This window comes from Halorubrum sp. CGM5_25_10-8B (assembly GCF_005435095.1).
Classification (GTDB): domain Archaea; phylum Halobacteriota; class Halobacteria; order Halobacteriales; family Haloferacaceae; genus Halorubrum; species Halorubrum ezzemoulense.
This window is the reverse complement of record NZ_SGTY01000007.1, coordinates 162,985-184,896: the sequence shown is the minus strand read 5'-3', so window position 1 is coordinate 184,896 and position 21,912 is coordinate 162,985. Positions and strand designations below refer to the sequence as shown.

Here is a 21,912-nt window from a genome sequence, read left to right as displayed (position 1 = left end):
GCCGGTCCCGGGAGCGATCACGCAGTAGCCACTCGTTCGAGGTCGTCGACGAGTTGCTCGATGTCGGTCCGCGGGCCCCGCGGATACGCCCGCTCGATGACTCCTTGCTTATTAGCGAGAATGATGAGCCCGTAGTGCGGGAAGCGATACTCTAGGTTCTCGATGTCATCTGCCGGCTGCTTCTCGATCTTCAGACCGAAGTGCTCGTCGTGTATCTCTTGGGCCCGCTCGTAGGTCTCTGGGCGGAGGAAGTGCCAGTTACCCGCGTCGAGGTCAACTCCCTGTTGGCCAGCGTACTCGCGGAGGGCCTCGGCAGTGTCGCGCTCAGGATCGAACGTGGTGGGGAGGAACGCGACTTGGTCGCCGTACCCGTCCTCGGCGGCGGCTGCCTGCCCACGACGGAGTCGGAGGATAAGTGCAGGGCACACCCCGTCCGGACAGTTGGTGTAAAATGACGTCCACAGCACCGCGCGCTCGCCCTCGAGCTGGGCCGTCGATATCTCCTCGCCGTGGATCGGGTCGGGGACGGTGAACTCGGGCATCTCGTCGCCGTGGCTCGGGAATGACGCCTCGCTGAGGTCTCGCTCCGGCGGTCCGAGAACGGTTCCATCGGCGCCACTGGTACCAAGAACGCCAAGACAACCGGCAGTGCCGGCGGTGACTCCTGCGACGCCGGCCGTTTTACAAAAACTCCGTCGGTCCATGTCCATACGTTCGCCTATCTGTCTCGCGGTCTTGAGGTATCTGGTGTGACCTTCGAATGCGCCACTTCCGTCCAATCCGGGCGGGTCCAGCCAGTCGGCTCCTCACTCCAAGAGGCTGTCGACAGTCCGGATGAACCGGTCGACGAGCCGGTCTGGCAGCGAGGGAGACACCACCTCAAGCAGCTCAGCCGTGTGGTCCGGACGGGTCAGCGCGATCGTCATCGGGCGGTCGTCGGACTTCGTGACGATTCCGGCGTCGCTGAGGCTCGACACGTGCCACGAAACCGTACTCCGCGCGAGATCCAATTCCGTGGCTAGCGTCTCCGGACGACGAGGGCCGTCCGCATGGAGCCGCAACACGATCTCACGGGCGGTTTCGCGACGCAGGAACGCGAGCGCACACCGTTCCCACGGGTCAAAGGTGAGACAGAAGTAGTGGGATCGGCCAGCGATCCGTTCGACGACCAGCTCCTCGTCGTTCACGAGTCGTCGGAGATGATACTGCGCCTGTCCGGTGGCGATGTCCAGATCGCGTTCCACCTGGTTGAAGTGGACGCCGGGCGTTTCGCGGACGTGTTGTCGCACCCGAGATCTGGTCGTCTCCATCGTAAACAGTAGTACGTAATCGACTGAGAGATATAACCTGTTGGGGCGCTCTTATCGCACGGGAACGTTTTGCCCCGCGTCTTCTTATTATCTCCAGCGCATACTGACCAGTGTCGTGATCGTATCGCACATTTCACAGGCCGGCTTCCCCGCGGTCGTGCCGCTCTCTGTCCAAGGCTCGCCCGTCTTGCTGGCCGTCATCGCATGCGCCGGTATCGGAACCGGGGCGCTGTTTCTGGTGAGCCTCGTCGCGTATCGACGCCGTCGGACCCGTCAGTACCGACTGATCAGCGCCGCGGTCGGCGTGCTCGTCCTGCGGTCGCTGGTCGGTGCCGGGACCGTGTTAGGGGCCGTCCCGATGCCAGTTCACCACTTCGTCGAACACAGCTTCGACTTTCTGATCGCTGCGATGATCCTATACGCTGTGTACGCCCATGCCCCGGGTTCGCTTGGTGAGGATGCCACAAGCGACTAGCTTGGCTGTGCCCTAAGCAGCCCGGCCCCAATGTATACTAATCGGTGCCAGACATCGTCCACTCTTGACTGATCTGGGCGCTGGGTGACCCGGAGCGAACCTCTACTTTGAGTGGTTTATTTCCTATCACAAACGGCGTTCGACAGTCACACCAGAACCGTATTGACTCTATATGAAGAAGTATACGTATGAATCCTGAACCTGACTCGCATTTGCTATCGCGTCGACAAGCTATTCACTCAGTCGGCTTGGGAGTCGTAATTGGAACGGCTGGCTGCGTTGGGGGATCCTCTGGCTCAAGTCCAGAACCGGTAGATCTGTCTGGTCAAAAGACGGACTACCAAGGTGGAATGGTGATCGGAGACCATGGGGGTCCTAATGGGCAAGTGTTCTACGCTGATACAGAACCCGAGCCCAGACAGGGGCCCGTCCAAGGCTCCGAAGGAACTGAGAACCTTGCTTGGTTTCACACGCTCGCACATGGCCTCTTCCCGTACCATCTTAATCTGGTAGCTGACGGTGCGGAGGCGACCGCGGTCTACGTCACAGACTACTCCCGTGTCGATTGGCAAATCCCTGAAGACACCGAGGAAAAGAAGATGCCAGCACCGACCGCCCCCGATACATTCGCCGATGCGACGGGCCTCACATACGTCATCGAATCGGATGTAATGGGTGGAATGGGGCCAGATCTCATGCCGTTCTCGGAACCCAGCGAAGCTGAATCGTTCGCTGATAATTACGGCGGACGGACGATCGGGTACGACGACATTAATCGGTCACTCGTTGATGGAATCCAGATGACTGGGATGAACTAATTGACAAGCCCTTCTCATAGTGGAGATAGTGAGAAACACACAGGTTCTAGTCAACGAATTTGACACGGTCGATCAGGAGCTAGAAGCCTTTAGTCCGGCAAAATCGTAGCTATTACACACACGATGGCAACCTCAGAAAACGAATCGAAAGACACGATAACCGTGTATCAAGAGCGGTTGGATACACTCGACGCGACACTCGCATCGAAAATGGACCGTTGGAGCGTCCCAGCGTTGCGAGCTGCTGTCGGGGCGGTGTTCATTTGGTTCGGTGCACTCAAAGTGCTCGGTGTCTCGCCGGCCGGTGACCTCGTCGCCTCAACGGTGTACATTCTTCCGCCTGAGTTTTTCGTCCCGGTCCTTGGCGTGTGGGAAGTGATCATCGGGATCTGTCTGCTCTACCCCCCGCTTACACGCGTCGGATTGCTATTGCTGGCACTCCAGCTTCCGGGGACATTCCTCCCGATGGTACTGCTCCCTGAAGTCGTCTATACCACGTTCCCATACGGGTTGACAGTCGAGGGCCAGTATATCGTAAAGAACCTCGTAATTATTGCCGGCGCACTCGTTCTGGGGAGTACTGTGAGAGACGAACCTGCGTCGGTGTGAATCAGACACTTAAGTGCTCGTGCTGAGAGACAAATTTTGAGCCGGAGCCGATGAATCTGAGACGTCATCATTCTCTCTGAGAGGAGCCTCGGTCGACGACCAGTGAAAAGAAATAATAAATCTTAATATATACTGTTGGCTAAGTTGTTATATGGCCGTAGTAAGCGTCTCAATGCCTGAGGACTTGCTTGAGCGGATTGATCAGTTTGCCGACGACCACGGATACACGGGTCGAAGTGAGGTCCTTCGGGAGGCGAGCAGGAACCTCATGGGCGAATTCGAGGACAAGAAACTCGAAGGCCGCGAACTGATGGGGGTGGTCACCGTGTTATTCGACTACGAGACGACGACTGTTGAAGAAAAAATGATGCACCTTCGCCACGAATACGAGGATATCGTCGCTTCGAATTTCCATAGTCACGTTGGCGGACACCACTGTATGGAGCTGTTTGTGCTTGAAGGGTCCCTCGAAGAGATCTCGGCGTTTGTTGGGAAGATTCGAGCGACTAAGGATACACTCACAATTGATTACTCTGTCTCACCAGTAGATGATTTCAGCCCGCTGGCCGATCTGAGCTAATTCTGCTTTTCCTCCCTCGCTGAATTCACCCCATCTATACCAATATCTCCGAACTGGCTCTGTTGAAATCCTCAGCAGATGATGTATTCTGACTCGTCTCCGGTCTATACAGGGGACTCACGGATCGCTCAATACAGAGAATTCACCTATTAATTGATTCAGGAGAGGTAGTTCGAAAACAGTAGTATGAATCTTTCATCCCCAGCAATTATGTAGTAATCATTAAATGAAGTCAGTATGGCTGAATCGTCAATCAGTGCTCTTGAAGAATTCGTAGTAGGTTTCTATCTTTTCCTGCTTTGCGGAACCATTGTAGGTTTCGGGTTTCAGGAGACAGTTGGTTTAGTTCTCATCCTCATCGGTCTTCTTTGGTTTACCGTGCTTGCGGCAGGCTGGGCCTCTCTCGTTGTGCTTACGACAAATGCGTACAGGTACTCCCGTGACGAATCTCCCAGTTGGAAAGCAGTGACGTTCGCCTTGTTGACATCCGTCTCTCTCGGTTTGGCCGTCTATTTATTCCTCGTCACTACACTCTACCGACTCTGGTTATCCGTTGGAGGGCTCGGATTCTTTTGCTCTCTTGGGCTCGTTAGAGCAGTATTCGATGGACGCGCCCGACAAGTGTGGTCATAACACGTCCGTTGATCAACATCGGTCGATACGCAACTCTCATCAACCGGCTGTTTCAGACAAGAATATATCTAAAGAATAGAATTTCAACAGAACCAGCTAATTAGATACTGAGTTTATTATTCCCTGAAAAGCAGTTTGGAAGCGTTCTGTTCGCACGACCGTGTGGAGAAAGACTCCGAAAGCGAGAATTATTCCTGCGATGATGGTGAAGAATCCAATAAAGAACACACCACCGCCTGTTGGTGCGTACAAAGAGTATAAGCTCGCTGCACCGAGAAGAAACGTTACCACTCCGAAGATCGCAAGAGCGACTGACGCAATGGTCAATTGCTCTACAAACGCGTCAACCACGACAACGACGCCGAGTAGTGCCGGAATAACGAGTTCAGGGTTGATTGGTATTGATCCGACGGCGGGCCACGTTGAGTATGGTTGCGGGAGGTAATTAAAAAACATCGAAGCAACTAGAAAGACTGCTCCGGCGAGCAGTAACTTGGTGGCTTGGAGGACCGTTCGTGTGGTGATATTCGGGGACATGCGATTGATTTGATTGTTGGAAAACATATAATTATGGGAATTTACTGTACTGAGCGACTGAGGGTGGAAAAATATCAACTGCTGAGGATTTCAACAGAGCCTCCGAACTCTATTCTCCAAAAATATTAATCTTGTTTAGATAGAACACAGGAATTATTATGATTGCTTTTAGAGTTAACAACACTGATGGCACACATCTCGCGCCGAAGACTACTCCAGACGGGCGCAACCACGATTGCTGCGACGGGAGTCGCTGGCTGTCTCGGTCAGAGAGCCGGGTCCCTCGATTCCGTCACAGTCGCGTACGTCCCGATTTACCCGAACATGCAACACTACGTGATGGAACAAGAGGGATACTACGAGGACGTTCCGACAGATGTCACGATAGAGCGGTTCAGCTCCGGCCCCAGTGTCGTCAAGGCATTCGCGAGTGGGGATGTCGACGTTGCGCTCTTCGGGATCACTCCCGCAATGGTCCTTGTTGACAAAGGGACCAACGCCGGCATCCTCGCCGCGAACTCGAGGAATGGATTCAAGATTATAGGGACAACCGAGCTCGTCAATCTCTACGAACAGGAGGGCCCAGCCGTGTTCGAGCGCTTCGAGGAAGAGCGCGGCCGTAAGATACGGTTCGGTGCCCCACCGGACGGGAGCGTCCCCGACATCGTCCTCAGATACTGGATCCAGGAGGACCTAGACGTCGGAGAGATAGAGTCTGCGATCAACAAGTCGAAAGTACCGCCAGCAAAGGCAGTTCAGACGATCCAGTCGGGTGACATCGACGCGACGATCATCCAGGAGCCGTTTGCAACGGTCATCGGCCAAGATGACGGCTTCGGCGAACTCGCTTGGTCCGGGGACATACTGGAGAACCACCCGGTCACGGTGTTGTTCGCGAATCAGCGAGTGCTCGACGACACCGAGGTTGCCCAATCGCTAGTCGAACAGCACGTCGTGGCGACCGAATTCACAAGGGATTCACCAGACGTGGCCGCCGCCCACGCCGCCTCAGTCATTGGCTCCGGCGTGAGCGAGGACCTCGCGAAGACGGCTATGGACTCTCAGGCCTCCGAGTTCTTCTCGAACCCGCACACAATCACCGAACAGGCCGCGACAATGGGCGAGTTCGTCGCCGATGTCGGCAACATTGAGGACCCGGTCGCGACTGACAATCTGTTCGCGTTCGAGCCCTACGACGCTATCCAGGAATGAGTACACGTACCGACACCAGTTCCAACGCGGTGGTCGCCGGCAACTTCGAGGGGGACCTGTGGCGGTATCTCCGCGGCTTGGGAGGTCTCTTCGCGTTCCTGCTCGTCTGGTGGGTTGGCGCGATGACGACCCAGCCGTCGTATCTGGTGCCGGGCCCCCTCGATTCGGTGCGCGCGTTTATCGGCCTGTTCGCGACCTCGACGACGATTGTGGTCCCCGTTCTGGGGTCGAGTCTCGTACTTCCGACCGGGCTTGCACATCTCTCGCAGACGCTGTTCCACTACGTTCCCGGGCTCCTTCTCGGTGCGACCTGTGGGGTCGGTCTCGGACTGGCGATGGGCTGGAACGGTGCGCTCGACGACTGGCTGCGGCCGCTCGTCCGGGTCCTGCGACCGATCCCGCCGCTGGCGTGGATCGTCTTCGCCATCGTCTGGTTCGGTATCCACCACACGGGCGCGGCGTTCATCGTCTTCGTCGGCGCGTTCTGGATCAACTTCTACGGCGCGTATGGCGGCGTCGAGGGCGTTTCGACCGAACTGACCGACGCCGCGTCGACGCTCGGCGTCGAGCGCGACCTCTCGATGCTAAAACTCGTCGCGCTCCCGAGTGCGGCACCCCAAGTACTGACTGGATTCCGGACGAGCATTGGTCGCTGCTGGATGATCGTCGTCGGTGCCGAGCTGTTCGGTGCACCAGGCGTCGGCTACGAGATCATCAACGCCTCGAACAACCTCGCGATGGCGACCAGCGTTGCGTACATGTTCCTGATCAGCTTGGCGTTCCTCTGTATGGACGTCGGGTTCCGGCTGCTCGAACGGAGGGTCCTCGCATGGCGCTGAGTTCGGACTCGTCTACTAGTCGAGACTCACGTGAGAAAATCACTATCCAGAACGTCAGCCGGTCCTACGAGTCAACGGACGTGCTCGCGAATGTTTCCTTTTCGGTTGCGGAGGGTGAGTTCTGTTGTGTCGTCGGTCCATCCGGGTGTGGGAAGACGACGTTGTTGCGAGCGATCGCTGGACTTGACAATCCGGACGGTGGATCGATACTGGTCGGCGGAGACCCGGTTACCGGCCCTGGACTGGACAGGGGAATGGTGTTTCAGGAATATGCACTGTTCCCCTGGCGGACAGTCCGCGGGAATATCCGATTCGGCCTCGACCGGCCCGCCTGTGACTGTCCCGACTGCGAGGCGCGGGTCCAAGAGTTGATCGACTTGGTGGGGCTCGACGGCTTCGAGGACGCGTACCCGAAAGAGCTGTCCGGCGGCATGAAACAGCGCGTCGGTATCGCTCGCGCGCTCGCCCCTGATCCGGAGATCCTCTTGATGGACGAACCGTTCGGTAGTGTCGACGCCCGAACGCGCGACCGCTTACACGCGGAGCTGCTCGACATCTGGACGCAGACCGGACAGACCGTCGTGTTCGTCACCCACGACATCGACGAGGCAGTGACCCTCGCTGACCGCGTGATCGTTATGGATGCCGACCCGGGAACCGTCCAATCAACGTTCCCCATTGATCTAGAACGCCCACGTGAACGGACCGCCCGCGACTTCGTGGACCACGTCGCACAGATTAGGGATGAACTCGGGAGTCCTGTCGACACTAACCACTAAGACGCTCCTACGTCAAAATTATTAATTTATTTTCTTTAGACCGCCATCTCTATTATGTTAGAATAAAATTTTAACATATGCCTATCGTGAGCTCCTCGATGACGGAGCGACTCCGAGAAGATCTCGACACGTTTGCGGAAGAACACGGCTACACCGGCCGGAGCGAGGTAATTCGTGAGGCTTGTCAATCACTGCTCGAAGAGTATCAAGAGAGCGACTACGAGGACCGGCGCGTATTGGCAACGGTCACTGCGGTATTTGGATACGACGAACCTGAAATTGAGCGCCGAATGATGGATATCCGCCATGAGTTCGAAGGGTCCATCCGGTCGAACTCGCATAACTGCCTCCGAGAGAACGCCGGATGTGTCGAGACATTCGTCGTCGAAGCCGCGTACCAAGACGTTCTCCATTTTATCGGCACCGTTCGAGGAGCTGACGAGTCTGTCTCGGTGGAATACACTGCCGTGCCCGTCAACGGAAACGGCACAGCAGCGAGCGACACTTGACATCCTCCCCGCGCTGAAGCGCGAGGGTTCCAACGTGGGACAGCGGGGCGTTCCCGTGTCTTCGTTGGCAACTTCTCGCCTGCCAAACGGGGTCCGGCGAGGCGATACCGGGTGTGTGCGCGATACGTCGGCCCCGCGAGGGGTGTGGCGTATTCGGCGTCTATTCGGACGCGGTATCCGCTTGCACCGTGTATCCCGTTTGTCTCGGAGAGACGGCGGGGATGCCCCCGGTCGCGGGTTTCCCCGCGTCCGGGCACGGGCCGTGCCATCGGCCTGCCTGCCCTTCGTACCACAGTGGGCAGGCACAATCGAGCGAGAGTCGCTTTTTGTCTGCCGTGTTTCCACGGCCTCGGAGACGCCCTTGCGGGAACGATGTGGTGGCCTTCGTCGGCCGGGCGGACCCCAATCCAACCGCCAGTTTTTGCCCGTTGTGCTTACCGCGAGATACGCTGTTTGAGGGCTTAATTCCGGCGGTTGTCGTCCTGTTGTCGGATTCATCCCCGCGCTGAAGCGCGGGGCTTTCTCCTCGAACTTCGGTAATCTCGGCATCGCTGTCACCGGCACGTTCGCCACGCTTTGAGTTAACTCACAAGAGCAGTTTGTGCGTTTCTTATTATAACATCTATTCTAGTACAGCAAAGTTATTATATCTATGTTCGCAATTGCTAAACAGACATGCCGCACATTCACCTTGGAGAGGGGTCGTTCCCCCTCTGGGCGCTCGTGCTGTGGACGCTGATCGGCGCTGGACTAATCTCCACTGTGGTCTACCGGATACGGAAAGGTGGAATAAAGACGCATCAAATTGCGCTCGCAGGCATCGGCGCGGCTGCGAGCTTTGCGGTTTTCCAGCTTAATATTCCTGTGTGGGGCGGAATTCATATGAACCTCACCGGGCTCGTGGGTATTATCGCCGGACCGCTTCTCGGCGCGCTCGTCGCGCTGGTCGTCAACATCTTTTCAGCGGCGCTCGGACACGGAGCGGTCGGCCTAATCGGGGCGAACACGCTGATCAACGCCAGCGAAGCGATCGTCGCCTACTACGCGTTCAAGACGCTGATGCGGATGGAGTGGGACGTCTTCCCCGCCAGCGCGAGTGCCGCGACACTCGGTCTCTCAGTGGGGTCGTTCCTGATGGGGGCGATCATCGTTATCAGCGGGGTCAACGGGAGCGCGCTCCCGCGCGGTGACCTGCTGATCGCCGTTGGTGGACTTTCCGCTCTCAACCTCGGTGTCGCCGTCGTCGAAGGGATCCTCACGGGTCTTATCGTCCAATTCCTCGCCTCAGTGCGTCCCGACCTCGTCGGACTCACCGACCGCGACACTCGCGATGAGCCCTCGGGGGTGACAGCCTGATGCAGCGCTGGAAGCAGTACGGTAGCATGGCTGCCGTCTTCTCGGCGTTCCTCGTCGTCGGCTACTGGGGGTTCACTGCGACCGGTGGTGCCGTTCCATGGGCAAAGCGGGCCTCGCAAGCGCTTCAACGCGGTGTACAAGAGGGTGGCGGCTCTCTCGTCAACCTCGGCCGCGGCATCGTCGTTGCCGGTCCCATTCGGAAGGGCGGGCTGATGCTCGAATTCGGCGCAGTCGTTCTCACGTTCGCCGTCCTGGGTCTCGGATTGTACGTGTACGTCGATCGGTACGGCGGCTTCGATGACGGAGAACGACCGACACGGTAACCGTGACAACGCTCTCAAATCACGTCCCTGATCCCCGGCTCATTACGGCGTTTGCCGAGCGGCGAGACGGACCGTTACATCGAATCAACCCGTGGACGAAGGTCGGCGTCGTTGGCGTGCTCGTCCTCGCCGTCACGGTGTTCGACAGCCTCGCGCTCTTGGCCGGTCTGTACGGAACCGTACTAGTGATCTACGGACTTGCGGACCTGCCGTTTCGGCGGCTCATCGGCTGGTACACGCTCCCGATGCTGTTTATCATCTCGGTCGCCGGACCGCTGGCCTTTCTCGAACCGGGGACGCCGATCGGCGGCGCAGTTCCGACACCCTTCGGCGGTTTCTCGGTTACGTGGGAGGGTCTCGCCCTCTTCTTGGAGCTCAGTTGTCGGTCACTCACGGTCGTCACGTTCGCGCTGACGGCGTCGATGACGACGAAATACACCGATGTCGCGTACATGCTCGGTCGGTTGCTCCCGCGACCGATCGACCAGATAGCTCTGCTCACCTATCGGTTCACGTTCGTTATGCTTGAGACGCTTGAGGACTTGGTGAAAGCCGCGCTCTCCCGCGGAGCGAACTTCTCGGAATTCTGGTCGAACAAACGGCTGTACGCCCGGATCCTCGGCATGACGATGCTGTCGGCGATAGAGCAGTCGGAACGACTCGTCAAGTCGATGGAAGCCCGTGGATACGACGGCGACCTCACGCTGTACGGGGACGTCCCGCGACCGCCCGCTCGTGAGCTCGTCGTTATCGCCGCTTGCTACGCCGGCGTCGTCGCCTACGCTTTGGTCGGCGTCTACGAGGTGATTCCGGTATGAGTACGGGTCGCCCCGATGAACAGCGGGCCCTGGTCGATCTTCAGTGTAAGGCCCACACGTACCCGGACGGCACGGTGGGTATGCACGAGGTCGACTTCTCCGTGTATCCCGACGAGATTGTCGCCCTCGTCGGCGGCAATGGCGCCGGCAAGTCGACCCTCCTCGAACACCTGAACGCCACCCTCGTGCCCGACGACGGCGAACTCATCGTCGACGGCACTCCGATCACCGAGGACAACAAGCCACACGCGCGAAAAGAGGTCGGCTTCGTCTTCCAAGACGCCGATACGCAACTCGTCGCGCCCACAGTCCTCGACGACGTGATGTTCGGCCTCCAGAACTACGGGGTACCCGGAGACGAAGCGAGGGAACGCGCTCGTGAAGCACTGGCGACTGTCGACGCGAGCCACCTCGAAGACCGAATCCCACACTACCTGAGCGGCGGGGAGAAACGGCTCGCTGGCCTCGCCGGTGTGCTCGTCCTCAAACCGAGTGTGGTCGTGCTCGACGAACCACTCGCAGGGCTTGATCCCGACCGGTCCCAGCTGGTCGCGGAGCGGATCGAACACATTCACGATGACGGTATCAGTGTCGTCCTGTCGACGCACGACCTCGAATTTGCTGCCGAAGTCGCGGACCGAGTTTGCGTGATGGCCGACGGCAACATCATCGGAGGCGGAACGCCTCGAGAGGTGTTCTACGACGAAGCGCTGTTGGCGGACGCGAACCTTCACCCACCGAGCGCGGTTCGTGTGGCTCGTGACGCAGGGCTCGGGGAGACGGCACAGCCGGTGACGGAAACGGACCTCGTGTCGCTCCTGACAGAGGCTGGAAATTCGAATACCGCACCGATACCCCCCACAGACGGACAAAGACATGACTGACCGCCTTCTTCGGCATCTCTTACAACTTCTTGATGAGACTCAGGCGAGTGGTCGAAGCCTACGTGAGCGGTCTCCCACGACTCAAAGTATTGGGGCACTCCGAGACAAATCACCGGTAAAATAGAGAGGACGTAATGCGCACGAGCTTCAACATTCCCGACGACCTCCTGTCTGAGTTCGATGTAACGTGGCAAGCAGAGGGATTAGATTCACGCTCGCGTGGCGCCCGCGAAGCGATGCAAGAGTACATTGAGGCACACACCAGATTAGAAGATATCGAAGGCGACGTCGTCGTTGTCATGGCCTTCGATTACGAACACGAAGCGGTTATTGAAGACATTCACGACGTACAACACCAGTTTCAGGACGTCATCACGACCACGAATCATATCCATGAAGGAGAGTGGTGTCTCGAGACGCTCTTTTGTAACGGGCCAGCCTCGCGTGTCCGGACTCTCACCTATCGCTTGCGCGATTTCGATACGGTAAGTCGTGTTAAACTGATGCTCCTCGCCGAGCACTGAGCGGTGTTCAAGACTTGATGCGCTGATCGATGTGAGCATCGCCCAGTGAGGCGATCGAGTAATCCACCGCTTGGACATTCGGCACTGCTCGAACGCTGTTGACGAATCCAGATAGTGCTTCTGTGGCCCCCTCTAAAACGTACAACTCCATACAGTACTGGTCTTGGACGTGTGTGTGGGTAGTTGCGGAGACGATAGCATCGTACTCGTGGCGTACTCTCGTGAGACGCTCCTGGACGGCAGGTTGACAGTACTCGAAGACGACCGTTACCGTACACATATGCTTTTGTCCCTCGATGTGTTGCTCTTGAAACTCTTCGAATAACGTGCGTGTGCCTTCTCGAACGACTTCGCTTCGGCCACTGTACCCGTGTTTTTCGGCGAACTCGTCGATGCGTTCCAGCAACGCCTCAGGCATCGAGATGCTAACGACGCTCATGTATTAAAGTTTTATTCAGTCTTATTAGTTTCTGTTATGACGATAGAGTATAACCATAATAATTAGTATTTTAGTGTAGCAGATTCATAATTAGAGTATGCCGTCCAACAACGACCCGATCCCGGTAACGATTCTCAGCGGAAGCCTCGGAGCTGGCAAGACGACGACGCTCAACCACATTCTTAGTAGCGGACAGGAACTCAACGCCGCCGTTTTAGTAAACGATATGGGCGAAGTGAACGTTGACGCCGACCTCGTCGAACGCGAGTCGGATCTTACCCAGAACGACGATGAAATCATCGAGATGTCGAACGGGTGTATCTGTTGTCGGCTTCGCGGGGACATGCTTGACGAGGTAGGCCGATTAGCTGAAGAGCGAGACTTCGAGTACCTCCTCGTGGAGTCGTCTGGGATCAGCGAACCGATTCCGGTCGCACAGACGTTTGCTCGCGGGTTCGAAGACGCGGATTTCGACCCTACGGGGGTCTACGAACTCGATACAATGGTCAGCGTCGTTGACGCGCACAGCTTCTGGAAGGGGTTTGATTCCGGTCAGGCCCTCACCGATGACTCCATCGATCCACAAGGGAATCGCGTCCCCGAGGAGGCGCTGATGGATCAGATCGAGTTCTGCGACGTCCTCTTGTTGAACAAGTGCGATCTCGTCCCCGACGATGAACTTGAAGAGATAGAGGCAGTGTTACGGGCGCTCCAACCGCGAGCAAATATTGTCCGAACAGAACACGGGGCAATAGACCCCAGAGAGATCCTGAATACGGGTCGGTTCGACTTCGATCGCGCAAGTCAGTCCGCCGGATGGAAGCGTGAACTCCAGCACGGCCATCACCACGAGTCGGCCGCCGACGAACACGGGGTCACCTCGTTCGTCTTCGAATCCCGCCGACCGTTCCACCCCGAGCGGATCGCTCGCTTCTTCGCCGACCTCCCCGATGGCATCGTTCGCGCGAAGGGCTTCTTCTGGTCCGCCGGTCGCGAAGACATCGCGATGGGTCTCGACAAAGCGGGCAAGTCGGTTCGGGCCGGTCCGAAAGGGACGTGGATCGCCACGCTCCCAAAGGCCCAACAGGAGCGCTACTTCGCCGCCCGTCCCGGCATCAAAGAGGACTGGGACGACCAGTGGGGAGACCGGGGATCAGAGCTCGTATTCATCGGCCGCGAATTTGATCAGGAGATACTGATCGAGCGACTGGAAGATTGTGTCCTCTCAGACGGAGAAATGGAGGAGGACTGGAACGAGTATCCGGATCCGTTCACCGCCGACGAACAGCGCGAACTCGCACTGGCTGACGACTGATGGCCGTCGACGAGCAACCCCCGGTCACGATCCTGAGTGGCGGGCTCGGCGCCGGAAAGACGACCCTGCTCAACCACCTCCTTACCGTCGGCGGCGAGGAGTACGATATCGCCGTTCTCGTCAACGACGTCGGCGAAGTAAACGTCGACGCCAACCTCATCGAGAACGGCTCTGAGCTCTCGCTGGAAGACGGCGGCGTCACGGAGCTGTCGAACGGCTGTATCTGTTGCGGCCTCCAGAATGAACTGGACCAGGAGCTGCTGCGTCTGGCCTTCGACGAGGAGTTCGATTATCTAGTCATCGAAGCCTCGGGGATCAGCGATCCGGTCCCCATCGCCCAGCGGTTCGTCTCGCCCGCACGTGCGTCGACGCTGTACGATCTCGATACGACCGTCACGGTGGTCGACGCCGCACAGTTCCATCAGGCGTTCGTCGACGGTCGTCCGATCAAGTCGACGGATGACGGCTCCCGGCCGCTTTCGGACCTCCTCGCCGAGCAGGTCGAGTTTTGCGACGTACTTGTCCTCAACAAGTGTGACCTCGTCACGGAAGACGAACGTGAGGCGGTCGAACGCGTACTCGAAACGCTCCACCCCGAAGTCGACATCACCCGCACGACCGAGAGCGCCGTCGAACCCGACGACGTTCTCGGAACTGGACGATTCGACAGAGAACAAGCGAAGGGGTCCGCTCGGTGGAAGCAGGTGCTCTCGAGCGACCACGGAGGGACCGGAGATCCGGAATCAGCAGAGATGGACCACGGTGGCGGTCATAGTCACGATGAGGGTTCCGAGCGTGACAACGGTCACGACGGTACCCACGATGGTCAGGGTGACGACCACGATCACCGTCACCCGCCGGAGGAGTTCGGTGTCGGCTCCTTCGTCTACGAGCGCCACCGGCCATTTCACCCGGAACGGTTCAACGAGTGGCTCCGCTCGTTCCCCGAGTCCGTCGTCCGGGCGAAAGGACACCTGTGGGTCGCTGGACGCGAGCGATACGCGCTGGACTTGAGCCAAGCGGGTACGCAGACGCACGTCGAAGTCAACGGCCGATGGGCGGTCACGGTCCCAAAGTTCCAGCGTGATTCCTACCGTGAGTCACGACCGGATCTCCACTGGGACGAACAGTGGGGAGACCGTGAAATAAAGCTCGTCTTCATCGGCGCTGGAATGGACGACTCGGCCATCGCCGCCGCCCTTGACGACTGTCTCCTCTCAGAACCGGAGATGGCGGGGAACTGGGACGAACTCGAGAATCCGTTTCCGGGGACGATGGACCGGTCTCAGCCACCGATGGAACAGCGTCTCGTGGTCGGTGAGGGACAGTGACCGGGAATCACTCGGAGCTCCCGTCGGCGGCGGACCGACGGACGACGGACGAAGACGGTCACGACTGCGTTGATCCACTCGGTGTCGCAATCGTGACCGTCTCGTCGTCCCGAGGAACCGCCACGGAAGCAGACCCGACCGATCCCGGCGGTGACGCCGTCGCGAACACTCTCGTCGACGCGGGTCACGTCGTCACGTCACGCCGGACGGTTCCGGACGACTACGTCCGGATTAAGACCACTGTGAGCGGGTGTCTGGATCGGTCGGACGTTGACCTTGTCGTAACTACCGGCGGGACGGGAGTCACTGTCGACGACGTCAGTCCGGACGCGGTGAGCGAGCTCTTCGACCGCGAGCTACCAGGCTTCGGCGAGGCGTTCAGGCGGCTCTCGTGGGAGGAGGTCGGAACCCGCGTCGTCGCGACCCGCGCGACGGCGGGTATCGCCCGCGACGTCCCAGTGTTCGTGCTGCCCGGAAGCGTAAACGCCGTTGAACTCGCCACGGCCGAGATCATCGTCGAAGAGGCCCCGCATCTCGCCGGGCTCGCGACGCGACACACAGTCGGTGAGATCGATGGGTGAGCAAGTGCGCGGAGCCCCAAGCTTACCGAGGGAGCAGCAACGATGACGCTCTACGGAATTGGACTGGGGCCGGGCGCGACTGACCTGCTCACGGTTCGCGGCAAGCGACGGCTCGAATCGGCCGACATCGTCTACTCACCCGGACGACTGTCACGGCGCGTCGCGACCGAGTACGTTCCCGACTCGAAACTGGGTGACCTCGAGTTCCCGATGACGACCGACCCCCAAGAGCTGGAGGCGGCGTGGGAGGCGGCGGCCGCGGAAGTCGCGCCGAACGCGCGCGACGCCGACGCGGCGTTCGTCACGCTCGGCGATCCCTGTATCTACTCGACGTTCGGACACCTGCGTCGGACGCTTCGCGAGCAGCATCCCAGCGTCGACATCGAAGTCGTTCCGGGTGTCAGCAGTGTGACTGCGTTCGCTTCAGTCCTCGGGGTCGACATCGACGCTGGTGCTGAACTGACGCTCCGCGAGGCGACCGACGGAGAAGCACCGATCGGTCCGAATCGGTTGATCCTGTTCAAAGTGACCGACGCGCCGACGACCTACGACAAGATGACCGAAGCGGGGTACGAGGTGACATTCGGCCGGCGACTCTTCATGAATACTCAAGAAACTCTTGTTACCGACGACCCCGGTGAGGTGACGGATCGAGACTACTACACGCTCGCGTACGCAGAGAAACAGGAGGCGACTAGGTCTAAATGACGAGCGGACGGTGTCGGTCGTCCGGGTAAGACCAACGTGAACTAGCCTCAGGCGATAACGCCGAGGGTTTCTAGTTCTTCCGTGGAGTATTCCGCGCGAAGTTCTTTGGTCGAGTGTTCGCTGAGGATTTCCGTACGCTCTTCATCACTCATCTCGGCTAGGTCGCTGAAACAGTGGCACATTACATCCATTCATCGGGATGCGAGTAGGAAAAGCCTGTTAGCACCATTCTCGGGGTTGTGTAATACGGATTTCGAGGTAGCAATAATTAGCAATTCTACGACTCGCATTAGTTACCACGACACCAGTTACTAAACTCAGATTTTGGTTAGTGATTCTTATTAACTTGACTGGCTAAAATCACAGTCTTTATTATCTAATTTGCTAATGTTATCAACAGATGCCTCGATACACTCGACGTCGACTCATCGTAGCTGGACTCGGTACGGCAACCATCGGTGCGCTCGCGGGCTGTACATCGAACAACGGCGACTCCGGCGCGGCGGAGAATGACGGCTCAACAGCGACAGAGAATACCGGGCCGGAAGCCCAGTCTTCGTTCTTCGTATTCGGTGACTTAGCCAGCCAGGTTGCAGGCGACACCGCGACCGCAGAGACGCTCGTCCCGATCGGCCAACACGGCCATGGGTGGGAACCGGGGCCACAGATCCAGGGAACAGTCCTCGAATCTGACCTCTTCCTCTACGGGATGGAGGGATTCCAGCCGTGGGCTGACGACCTCGTGACGAGTCTCGGTGACGACGACGCTGACGTCGACATGGTCGCTGCCGGTGCTGGTATCAACCTTCTTGAAGGCGGACATAACCACGATCACGGTCACGAAGGAGATCATGAGGGCGAACACGAGGAAGGTCACGAGGGGGAACACGAGGAAGGCCACGACGGCGAAGGAGAACACGATCACGGTGGAGAGACTCCTTGGGAGTGGGCTGGCCTCTACCACCTCGAAGCTGGCACCTACACGCACACGTTCCACGAGGGCCCCGATCCGAAGATGCAGCTCGCCGTCATCGCGACCGACGAGGGTGGCGACCACGGCATTCACCACGTCAAGGAAACTGCGGCAGCCCTCTACGGCGACCACGACACGCACACACCGGTCGAAGGCGGCGAGACACTCACGCCGTCCAGTGAGTCACTCTATCACCTCCAGTTCGCGGACTCCGGTGAGACGACGTTCTCCCTCGACACCGAAACAGAGGGTCACTATGTCTTCTTTGCCCAGCACGCTCCCGCTGAGTTCGACGCGACGCTCACCGACGGCAGTGGGTCGGTCATCGAGCCCGAAGTGACTGAGAGTGCGGGCGGACACGGGCACGAGGGCGATGGCGAGCATGAGGGTGAACACGGCCACGAGAGTGGTGAAGAACACGAAGGCGAGCACGAGGGAGAAGCCGATCACGAAGGCGAGGAGGGGCACGGCCACAACCACTCCGGCGGAGCGGACCCGCACTTCTGGTTAGACCCCGAGCGAGCGAAGCAGGCCGTCGACAACATCCGGAGCGGGTTCGTCGACGTCGACGGCGACAACGCCAGTGCCTACGCCGAGAACGCCGAGTCGTACCGTAATCGTCTGGACGAACTCGACGAGTCGTTCCGGTCCACGCTAGAGGGCGCCTCGAAAGACGTCGTGTTCGTCGCTGGTCACAACGCCTTCCAGTACCTCGGTCAGCGCTACGACTTCGAGGTCCGGACGCTGACGGGACTGTCACCGGACGACCAGCCGACGCCGAGGGATATCGAACGGGCCCAGGAGATCATCGCCGAACACGACCTCCAGTACGTCTGTGCTGACCCGCTCGAATCCCAGACAGCGGCGAACCAGCTCGTCGCAGAGACCGACGCCACCGAAGTCCTCCCGCTGACGCCGATCCCTGGACAGACCCAAGAGTGGGCCGATGAGGGCTGGGGCTACATTGAGATCATGGAAAACATCAATCTCGAGACCCTGAAGCAGGCCCTCGACGCAGAATGAGCGACACCACGTCTGGCGACACGGAACCGAAGTGGGACGGGAACGCCGAGCCCGGCCCATCCGAGAGCCCTCGTTCGGGACTGATGGCATTGGTCGTCGGCCCTGCGGAGAGACCTGTCTGTACGATTTATCCGCCAGACGTGGCTGTTCCGTATCGGACAACAACCTGGATTACGGCGTACGGCAACTCGTTCGTCGACCTCGACGACTACCGATGACGACAGCAACGATGGAGCGGCAACAGTCGGGGGACCCCCTCATCAGCGTCGACGACGTCACGTTTGGCTACGGAGAGGTCCCGGTTCTCGAGTCGGTGTCGATCGACGTCGAGCCCGGCTCCTTTCTCGGACTGGTCGGGCCGAACGGAAGCGGCAAGAGCACGCTGCTTGACTTGATGCTCGGACTTCGTCGACCAGACGAAGGCACGGTGTCGCTGTTCGGCGAATCTGCCCACAAGTTCGACGCCGGTGAGCGGATCGGATACGTCGCACAGGATGCGACGAAGGCGGCGCGCGATATGCCGATCACGGTTCGAGAGGTTGTCGAGATGGGGCGGTACCCGCGGCGGCTTTTCGGTCGATTCTCGGCAGCGGACCGGCAAGCGATCGAAGACGCGCTGGAACAGGTGGGAATCACAGACCTCGCGTCTCGCCGGGTCGGTCGACTGTCCGGTGGCCAACGCCAACGGGTGTTCATCGCCCGTGCGCTCGCCTCAGAGGCCGATCTGCTCGCGCTCGACGAACCGACGGTCGGCGTGGATGCCGAATCCAGGGAGGAGTTTTACGGCCTCATCCATGACCTGAACGCGACCGGACTGACCGTCATCCTGATCGAGCACGACATCGGTGTCGTTACCACACACGCGACGGATGTCGCCTGTCTCAACCGTCAGTTGTTCTTCGACGGCGACCCGGAGGAGTTCGTCGAGACTGATGCCCTCTCGCAGGCCTATGGGAAAGACCAACACATCCTCCAGCACGACCACAAATGATGTTCACACTACGTCGCCTCGGAGAGAGTGTTCCACTCGACAACGTGATAGCGGCTCCGCTTTTTGCTGTCAACGTCTTCGCCCCTATCGAGTGGTTCCTCAATTACGTCTTCGGTCCCGGAATGGACGTGTTGGCCGACCTGCTGGGCGTACCGATGCTCGAATACCCGTATATGCAACGTGCCTACCTCGCTGCGTTGTGTATCGCTCTCATTGGGCCGGTCGTCGGGACGTTCCTCGTTCATCGAGAGATGGCGATGATCAGCGATACGCTCGCACACACAGCCTTTGCCGGCGTCGCCGTCGGGTTGTTCCTCAATTCGGCCTTCTCGCTCACGCTGTCGCCGCTGCTCACCGCATTCGTGGTCGCAATCGTCACGGCGCTACTCGTAGAGTTGCTCGTCGAACACGCCGGAGCGTACAGCGACACGTCACTGGCGATTGTTCTGACAGGAGGGTTCGCCGTCGGCAGTATCCTCATCACTGCCACCGACGGCGGCATCGCGGTCGGTATCGACGCCTACTTGTTCGGCAGTTTGGCGACTGTCTCGACTGAGAGCGTCGGTATCCTCGTGTTAATGAGTGTCCTCGTCGGTAGCCTCGTCACGCTGGCCTATCGGCCACTCTTGTACGTCACGTTCGACGCGACGGCTGCCCGCGCGGCGCGACTGAACGTCCGCCTGTACAAACGCCTCATGGTCGTGCTCACGGCGCTAGTCGTCGTCAGCGCGATGCAGATCATGGGCGTCATCCTCGTCGCTGCGATGCTCGTCGTTCCCGTCGCTGCTGCGGCGCAAGTCGCCGAGAGCTTCAAGCAATCTATCTTGCTGGCGATCCTCGCCGCCGAGTTCGCGGCGATAGCCGGTGTGACGCTGTCGTACGTCTACGGAATTGCGGCCGGCGGCTCGATCGTCGTCGCGGCGATTGCCGTGTACACCGTCGCGCTTAGTAGTCGAAAGTTGGGGTATCGGCTCCCGATCGTACAACGGTTCAGTGATCGTCAGTCCAAGCACCACCGAAAAGAACTGGAAGTCGACGGAGGAAAACGAGAGTGACAGTCGGTAGGTTGACCGCTGATCACCCACTGAGTGGTGATTCCCCCTACGAGTACGTGATTGTTGGCGGCGGAATTCACGGCACTTGCCTCGCAAACCACCTCATTACGGAGGGTGAATACACGCGCGACGAGATTCGGATCCTCGACCCGCGCGAGGAGTTACTCGCTTCGTTCGCCAAGAAGGCCAATCAGTGCGGCATGGAGACCCTCCGATCGACGTTCGTCCACCACATCGACACCGAGTCGTTCTCGCTCGAGTCGTTCGCAGAAGGACACCACCGAGCGAACGAACTCGTGTCGACGAAGAACTACCCGGACCGACCGACTCTCGGCCTGTTTCTCGACCACGCTCGCGACGTTATCGAGCGCCGTGATCTCTCCGACTGTCATCATCGGTCGAAGGTAACCGATGTTACCCAGTCTGCGGGCACAGAGACGTATCTGGTGGAAACGGACGCGGGAGCGATTGAGGCCCACCGCGTCGTCTTGGCCGTCGGGCTAGGGGCGACGCCGACGCTCCCAGAGTGGACGGCGTCGCTCCCGGACGACGCGCCCCTCGAACACGTCTGGGACGAAGCGTTCGATCCAGCGACGCCTAGCCCGTTCGAGGGGCAAACGTTCGTCGTCGGAGGGGGTATCACTGCCGGGCACCTCGCCTGCCGTCTAGCAGAATGGACCGCGGTGACACTCCTGTCGCGTCACGAACTCGAAATCGAACTGACCGAGGCCGACCCGTACTGGATCAACTGGCGTCACATCGGCAAAGAAATCCACACACTCCCTCCGGGATCGGAGGCCCGTCTCAATCGGATCCGGGCCGTCCGCAACGACGCCACGATCCCACCGTACGTTGAGCGACGACTGGCCGAAGCGCGTGACGGTGGTGCGCTTGAACACCGGCAAGGCGAAATCACGTCTGCGAACGCGACAGACGAGGGACTGTCCCTCCGCTTCGACGACGGCACGAGAGCGACGGCCGCACGCGTCGTCCTCGCGACCGGACTCGAACCGGTTCCCGAGCAGCCGCTGGTCGGCCGCCTCAGCGAATCTCTGTCGCTTGCACGTGGAGCCGAAGGATTCCCCGTTCTCAGCGATCGAACCCTCGCGTGGAGACACACCGACGGCGCCGACTCCGAGGTGTACGTTTCGGGCGCGCTCGCGGAGCCCAGCGTCGGTCCCTTCGCTCGCAATATCGTCGGTGCCAGTCGGGCCGCGGAACGGATTCTCGACCCACCAGATCAGGCGCGGACAGACCCGCTCCCGATGAGCTCTCGAGGAGGGTCCTGAC

At 59.2% G+C, this 21,912-nt stretch carries 27 protein-coding genes; 23 read left to right on the top strand and 4 right to left on the bottom strand.

Translation table 11 applies throughout. The annotated features are described in order from the left end of the window. Positions 1–17: 17 nt before the first annotated feature. Both EXE51_RS08705 and EXE51_RS08700 read right to left on the bottom strand, forming a co-directional pair. Positions 18–704 carry an SCO family protein gene (locus tag EXE51_RS08705; RefSeq protein ID WP_137692524.1) on the bottom strand — a complete coding sequence of 229 codons (687 nt, stop codon included), beginning with the start codon at positions 702–704 and terminating at the stop codon, positions 18–20. 102 nt (positions 705–806) lie between these two features. After that, on the bottom strand, positions 807–1,310 hold the full coding sequence (locus tag EXE51_RS08700) for a helix-turn-helix domain-containing protein (RefSeq protein ID WP_137692502.1): 504 nt from the start codon (positions 1,308–1,310) through the stop codon (positions 807–809). Between the two features lie 115 nt (positions 1,311–1,425). On the opposite strand from EXE51_RS08700, the gene EXE51_RS08695 reads away from it, so the two are divergent. From EXE51_RS08695 to EXE51_RS08675, 5 genes are all read left to right on the top strand, one after another. After that, the gene (locus EXE51_RS08695; RefSeq protein ID WP_199234045.1) at positions 1,426–1,785 is read left to right on the top strand and encodes a hypothetical protein; all 360 of its coding nucleotides are present in this window, start codon (positions 1,426–1,428) and stop codon (positions 1,783–1,785) included. A gap of 188 nt (positions 1,786–1,973) precedes the next feature. Next, a complete protein-coding gene (locus EXE51_RS08690) occupies positions 1,974–2,603 on the top strand; it encodes a nitrous oxide reductase accessory protein NosL (protein WP_137692501.1) in 630 nt (209 codons plus the stop codon). Positions 2,604–2,726: 123 nt separating this feature from the next. Continuing rightward, a complete protein-coding gene (locus tag EXE51_RS08685) occupies positions 2,727–3,212 on the top strand; it encodes a DoxX family membrane protein (RefSeq protein WP_137692500.1) in 486 nt (161 codons plus the stop codon). Positions 3,213–3,363: 151 nt separating this feature from the next. Next, complete coding sequence (locus EXE51_RS08680; RefSeq protein WP_137692499.1) at positions 3,364–3,792, top strand: CopG family ribbon-helix-helix protein; 429 nt, start codon at positions 3,364–3,366, stop codon at positions 3,790–3,792. Between the two features lie 237 nt (positions 3,793–4,029). Beyond that, entirely contained in the window at positions 4,030–4,425 is a 396-nt protein-coding gene (locus tag EXE51_RS08675) for a hypothetical protein (RefSeq protein ID WP_137692498.1), read from the top strand. Positions 4,426–4,521: 96 nt separating this feature from the next. Here EXE51_RS08675 and EXE51_RS08670 read toward each other — a convergent pair whose 3' ends face one another. Then, positions 4,522–4,962: a hypothetical protein gene (locus EXE51_RS08670; RefSeq protein ID WP_137692497.1), complete on the bottom strand. Its 441-nt coding sequence runs from the start codon at positions 4,960–4,962 to the stop codon at positions 4,522–4,524. A 186-nt stretch (positions 4,963–5,148) separates the two neighbouring features. Here EXE51_RS08670 and EXE51_RS08665 point away from each other — a divergent pair, with 186 nt between their 5' ends. The 9 genes from EXE51_RS08665 (at position 5,149) to EXE51_RS08625 (ending at position 12,206) form a co-directional block, all read left to right on the top strand. Further along, complete coding sequence (locus EXE51_RS08665; protein WP_137692496.1) at positions 5,149–6,174, top strand: ABC transporter substrate-binding protein; 1,026 nt, start codon at positions 5,149–5,151, stop codon at positions 6,172–6,174. Continuing rightward, positions 6,171–7,013 (top strand): ABC transporter permease, encoded by an 843-nt coding sequence (locus tag EXE51_RS08660; protein ID WP_137692495.1) that lies wholly within the window; start codon positions 6,171–6,173, stop codon positions 7,011–7,013. The genes EXE51_RS08665 and EXE51_RS08660 overlap by 4 nt, the downstream gene beginning before the upstream one ends. Next, a complete protein-coding gene (locus EXE51_RS08655; protein WP_137692494.1) occupies positions 7,004–7,792 on the top strand; it encodes an ABC transporter ATP-binding protein in 789 nt (262 codons plus the stop codon). Before EXE51_RS08660 ends, EXE51_RS08655 begins: the two co-directional genes overlap by 10 nt. 98 nt (positions 7,793–7,890) lie before the next feature. Then, positions 7,891–8,301 (top strand): CopG family ribbon-helix-helix protein, encoded by a 411-nt coding sequence (locus EXE51_RS08650; protein WP_137692493.1) that lies wholly within the window; start codon positions 7,891–7,893, stop codon positions 8,299–8,301. 675 nt (positions 8,302–8,976) lie between these two features. After that, positions 8,977–9,657: an energy-coupling factor ABC transporter permease gene (locus EXE51_RS08645; protein WP_137692492.1), complete on the top strand. Its 681-nt coding sequence runs from the start codon at positions 8,977–8,979 to the stop codon at positions 9,655–9,657. After that, complete coding sequence (locus tag EXE51_RS08640; RefSeq protein WP_137692491.1) at positions 9,657–9,980, top strand: cobalamin transport operon protein; 324 nt, start codon at positions 9,657–9,659, stop codon at positions 9,978–9,980. The genes EXE51_RS08645 and EXE51_RS08640 overlap by 1 nt, the downstream gene beginning before the upstream one ends. A gap of 2 nt (positions 9,981–9,982) precedes the next feature. After that, on the top strand, positions 9,983–10,798 hold the full coding sequence (locus EXE51_RS08635) for an energy-coupling factor transporter transmembrane protein EcfT (protein WP_137692490.1): 816 nt from the start codon (positions 9,983–9,985) through the stop codon (positions 10,796–10,798). 80 nt (positions 10,799–10,878) lie between these two features. Further along, the gene (locus EXE51_RS08630) at positions 10,879–11,682 is read left to right on the top strand and encodes an energy-coupling factor ABC transporter ATP-binding protein (RefSeq protein ID WP_199234044.1); all 804 of its coding nucleotides are present in this window, start codon (positions 10,879–10,881) and stop codon (positions 11,680–11,682) included. Between the two features lie 134 nt (positions 11,683–11,816). Continuing rightward, positions 11,817–12,206, top strand: a complete 390-nt coding sequence (locus tag EXE51_RS08625) for a CopG family ribbon-helix-helix protein (RefSeq protein ID WP_137692488.1) — start codon at positions 11,817–11,819, stop codon at positions 12,204–12,206. Between the two features lie 7 nt (positions 12,207–12,213). On the opposite strand, the gene EXE51_RS08620 is transcribed toward EXE51_RS08625, so the two are convergent. Continuing rightward, positions 12,214–12,645: a CopG family ribbon-helix-helix protein gene (locus tag EXE51_RS08620; RefSeq protein WP_137692487.1), complete on the bottom strand. Its 432-nt coding sequence runs from the start codon at positions 12,643–12,645 to the stop codon at positions 12,214–12,216. A gap of 97 nt (positions 12,646–12,742) precedes the next feature. Here EXE51_RS08620 and EXE51_RS08615 point away from each other — a divergent pair, with 97 nt between their 5' ends. The 9 genes from EXE51_RS08615 (at position 12,743) to EXE51_RS08575 (ending at position 21,911) form a co-directional block, all read left to right on the top strand. Next, positions 12,743–13,960 (top strand): GTP-binding protein, encoded by a 1,218-nt coding sequence (locus EXE51_RS08615; protein ID WP_137692486.1) that lies wholly within the window; start codon positions 12,743–12,745, stop codon positions 13,958–13,960. Continuing rightward, entirely contained in the window at positions 13,960–15,291 is a 1,332-nt protein-coding gene (locus EXE51_RS08610) for a GTP-binding protein (RefSeq protein ID WP_137692485.1), read from the top strand. Before EXE51_RS08615 ends, EXE51_RS08610 begins: the two co-directional genes overlap by 1 nt. Then, positions 15,288–15,872 (top strand): molybdenum cofactor biosynthesis protein B, encoded by a 585-nt coding sequence (locus tag EXE51_RS08605; RefSeq protein ID WP_137692484.1) that lies wholly within the window; start codon positions 15,288–15,290, stop codon positions 15,870–15,872. The genes EXE51_RS08610 and EXE51_RS08605 overlap by 4 nt, the downstream gene beginning before the upstream one ends. A gap of 42 nt (positions 15,873–15,914) precedes the next feature. Next, positions 15,915–16,580: a cobalt-factor II C(20)-methyltransferase gene (locus EXE51_RS08600; protein ID WP_137692483.1), complete on the top strand. Its 666-nt coding sequence runs from the start codon at positions 15,915–15,917 to the stop codon at positions 16,578–16,580. A 400-nt stretch (positions 16,581–16,980) separates the two neighbouring features. Continuing rightward, complete coding sequence (locus EXE51_RS08595; protein ID WP_137692482.1) at positions 16,981–18,576, top strand: metal ABC transporter substrate-binding protein; 1,596 nt, start codon at positions 16,981–16,983, stop codon at positions 18,574–18,576. Further along, entirely contained in the window at positions 18,573–18,794 is a 222-nt protein-coding gene (locus tag EXE51_RS08590; RefSeq protein ID WP_137692481.1) for a hypothetical protein, read from the top strand. Before EXE51_RS08595 ends, EXE51_RS08590 begins: the two co-directional genes overlap by 4 nt. Beyond that, positions 18,791–19,567 (top strand): metal ABC transporter ATP-binding protein, encoded by a 777-nt coding sequence (locus tag EXE51_RS08585; RefSeq protein ID WP_137692480.1) that lies wholly within the window; start codon positions 18,791–18,793, stop codon positions 19,565–19,567. Before EXE51_RS08590 ends, EXE51_RS08585 begins: the two co-directional genes overlap by 4 nt. Beyond that, positions 19,564–20,622 carry a metal ABC transporter permease gene (locus EXE51_RS08580; protein WP_137692479.1) on the top strand — a complete coding sequence of 353 codons (1,059 nt, stop codon included), beginning with the start codon at positions 19,564–19,566 and terminating at the stop codon, positions 20,620–20,622. The genes EXE51_RS08585 and EXE51_RS08580 overlap by 4 nt, the downstream gene beginning before the upstream one ends. Beyond that, on the top strand, positions 20,619–21,911 hold the full coding sequence (locus EXE51_RS08575) for an FAD/NAD(P)-binding protein (RefSeq protein ID WP_241990611.1): 1,293 nt from the start codon (positions 20,619–20,621) through the stop codon (positions 21,909–21,911). The genes EXE51_RS08580 and EXE51_RS08575 overlap by 4 nt, the downstream gene beginning before the upstream one ends. The last annotated feature ends 1 nt before the right edge of the window (position 21,912 follow it).

Coding starts and splice junctions, on each gene's coding strand:
- EXE51_RS08700 (WP_137692502.1), bottom strand. CDS start 1,310: ATGGAGACGACCAGATCTCGGGTGCGACAACACGTCCGCGAAACGCCC.
- EXE51_RS08670 (WP_137692497.1), bottom strand. CDS start 4,962: ATGTCCCCGAATATCACCACACGAACGGTCCTCCAAGCCACCAAGTTA.
- EXE51_RS08660 (WP_137692495.1), top strand. CDS start 6,171: ATGAGTACACGTACCGACACCAGTTCCAACGCGGTGGTCGCCGGCAAC.
- EXE51_RS08600 (WP_137692483.1), top strand. CDS start 15,915: ATGACGCTCTACGGAATTGGACTGGGGCCGGGCGCGACTGACCTGCTC.
- EXE51_RS08650 (WP_137692493.1), top strand. CDS start 7,891: ATGACGGAGCGACTCCGAGAAGATCTCGACACGTTTGCGGAAGAACAC.
- EXE51_RS08690 (WP_137692501.1), top strand. CDS start 1,974: ATGAATCCTGAACCTGACTCGCATTTGCTATCGCGTCGACAAGCTATT.
- EXE51_RS08680 (WP_137692499.1), top strand. CDS start 3,364: ATGGCCGTAGTAAGCGTCTCAATGCCTGAGGACTTGCTTGAGCGGATT.
- EXE51_RS08615 (WP_137692486.1), top strand. CDS start 12,743: ATGCCGTCCAACAACGACCCGATCCCGGTAACGATTCTCAGCGGAAGC.
- EXE51_RS08625 (WP_137692488.1), top strand. CDS start 11,817: ATGCGCACGAGCTTCAACATTCCCGACGACCTCCTGTCTGAGTTCGAT.
- EXE51_RS08620 (WP_137692487.1), bottom strand. CDS start 12,645: ATGAGCGTCGTTAGCATCTCGATGCCTGAGGCGTTGCTGGAACGCATC.
- EXE51_RS08645 (WP_137692492.1), top strand. CDS start 8,977: ATGCCGCACATTCACCTTGGAGAGGGGTCGTTCCCCCTCTGGGCGCTC.
- EXE51_RS08630 (WP_199234044.1), top strand. CDS start 10,879: ATGCACGAGGTCGACTTCTCCGTGTATCCCGACGAGATTGTCGCCCTC.
- EXE51_RS08595 (WP_137692482.1), top strand. CDS start 16,981: ATGCCTCGATACACTCGACGTCGACTCATCGTAGCTGGACTCGGTACG.
- EXE51_RS08655 (WP_137692494.1), top strand. CDS start 7,004: ATGGCGCTGAGTTCGGACTCGTCTACTAGTCGAGACTCACGTGAGAAA.
- EXE51_RS08580 (WP_137692479.1), top strand. CDS start 19,564: ATGATGTTCACACTACGTCGCCTCGGAGAGAGTGTTCCACTCGACAAC.
- EXE51_RS08705 (WP_137692524.1), bottom strand. CDS start 704: ATGGACCGACGGAGTTTTTGTAAAACGGCCGGCGTCGCAGGAGTCACC.
- EXE51_RS08585 (WP_137692480.1), top strand. CDS start 18,791: ATGACGACAGCAACGATGGAGCGGCAACAGTCGGGGGACCCCCTCATC.
- EXE51_RS08640 (WP_137692491.1), top strand. CDS start 9,657: ATGCAGCGCTGGAAGCAGTACGGTAGCATGGCTGCCGTCTTCTCGGCG.
- EXE51_RS08590 (WP_137692481.1), top strand. CDS start 18,573: ATGAGCGACACCACGTCTGGCGACACGGAACCGAAGTGGGACGGGAAC.
- EXE51_RS08610 (WP_137692485.1), top strand. CDS start 13,960: ATGGCCGTCGACGAGCAACCCCCGGTCACGATCCTGAGTGGCGGGCTC.
- EXE51_RS08665 (WP_137692496.1), top strand. CDS start 5,149: ATGGCACACATCTCGCGCCGAAGACTACTCCAGACGGGCGCAACCACG.
- EXE51_RS08685 (WP_137692500.1), top strand. CDS start 2,727: ATGGCAACCTCAGAAAACGAATCGAAAGACACGATAACCGTGTATCAA.
- EXE51_RS08675 (WP_137692498.1), top strand. CDS start 4,030: ATGGCTGAATCGTCAATCAGTGCTCTTGAAGAATTCGTAGTAGGTTTC.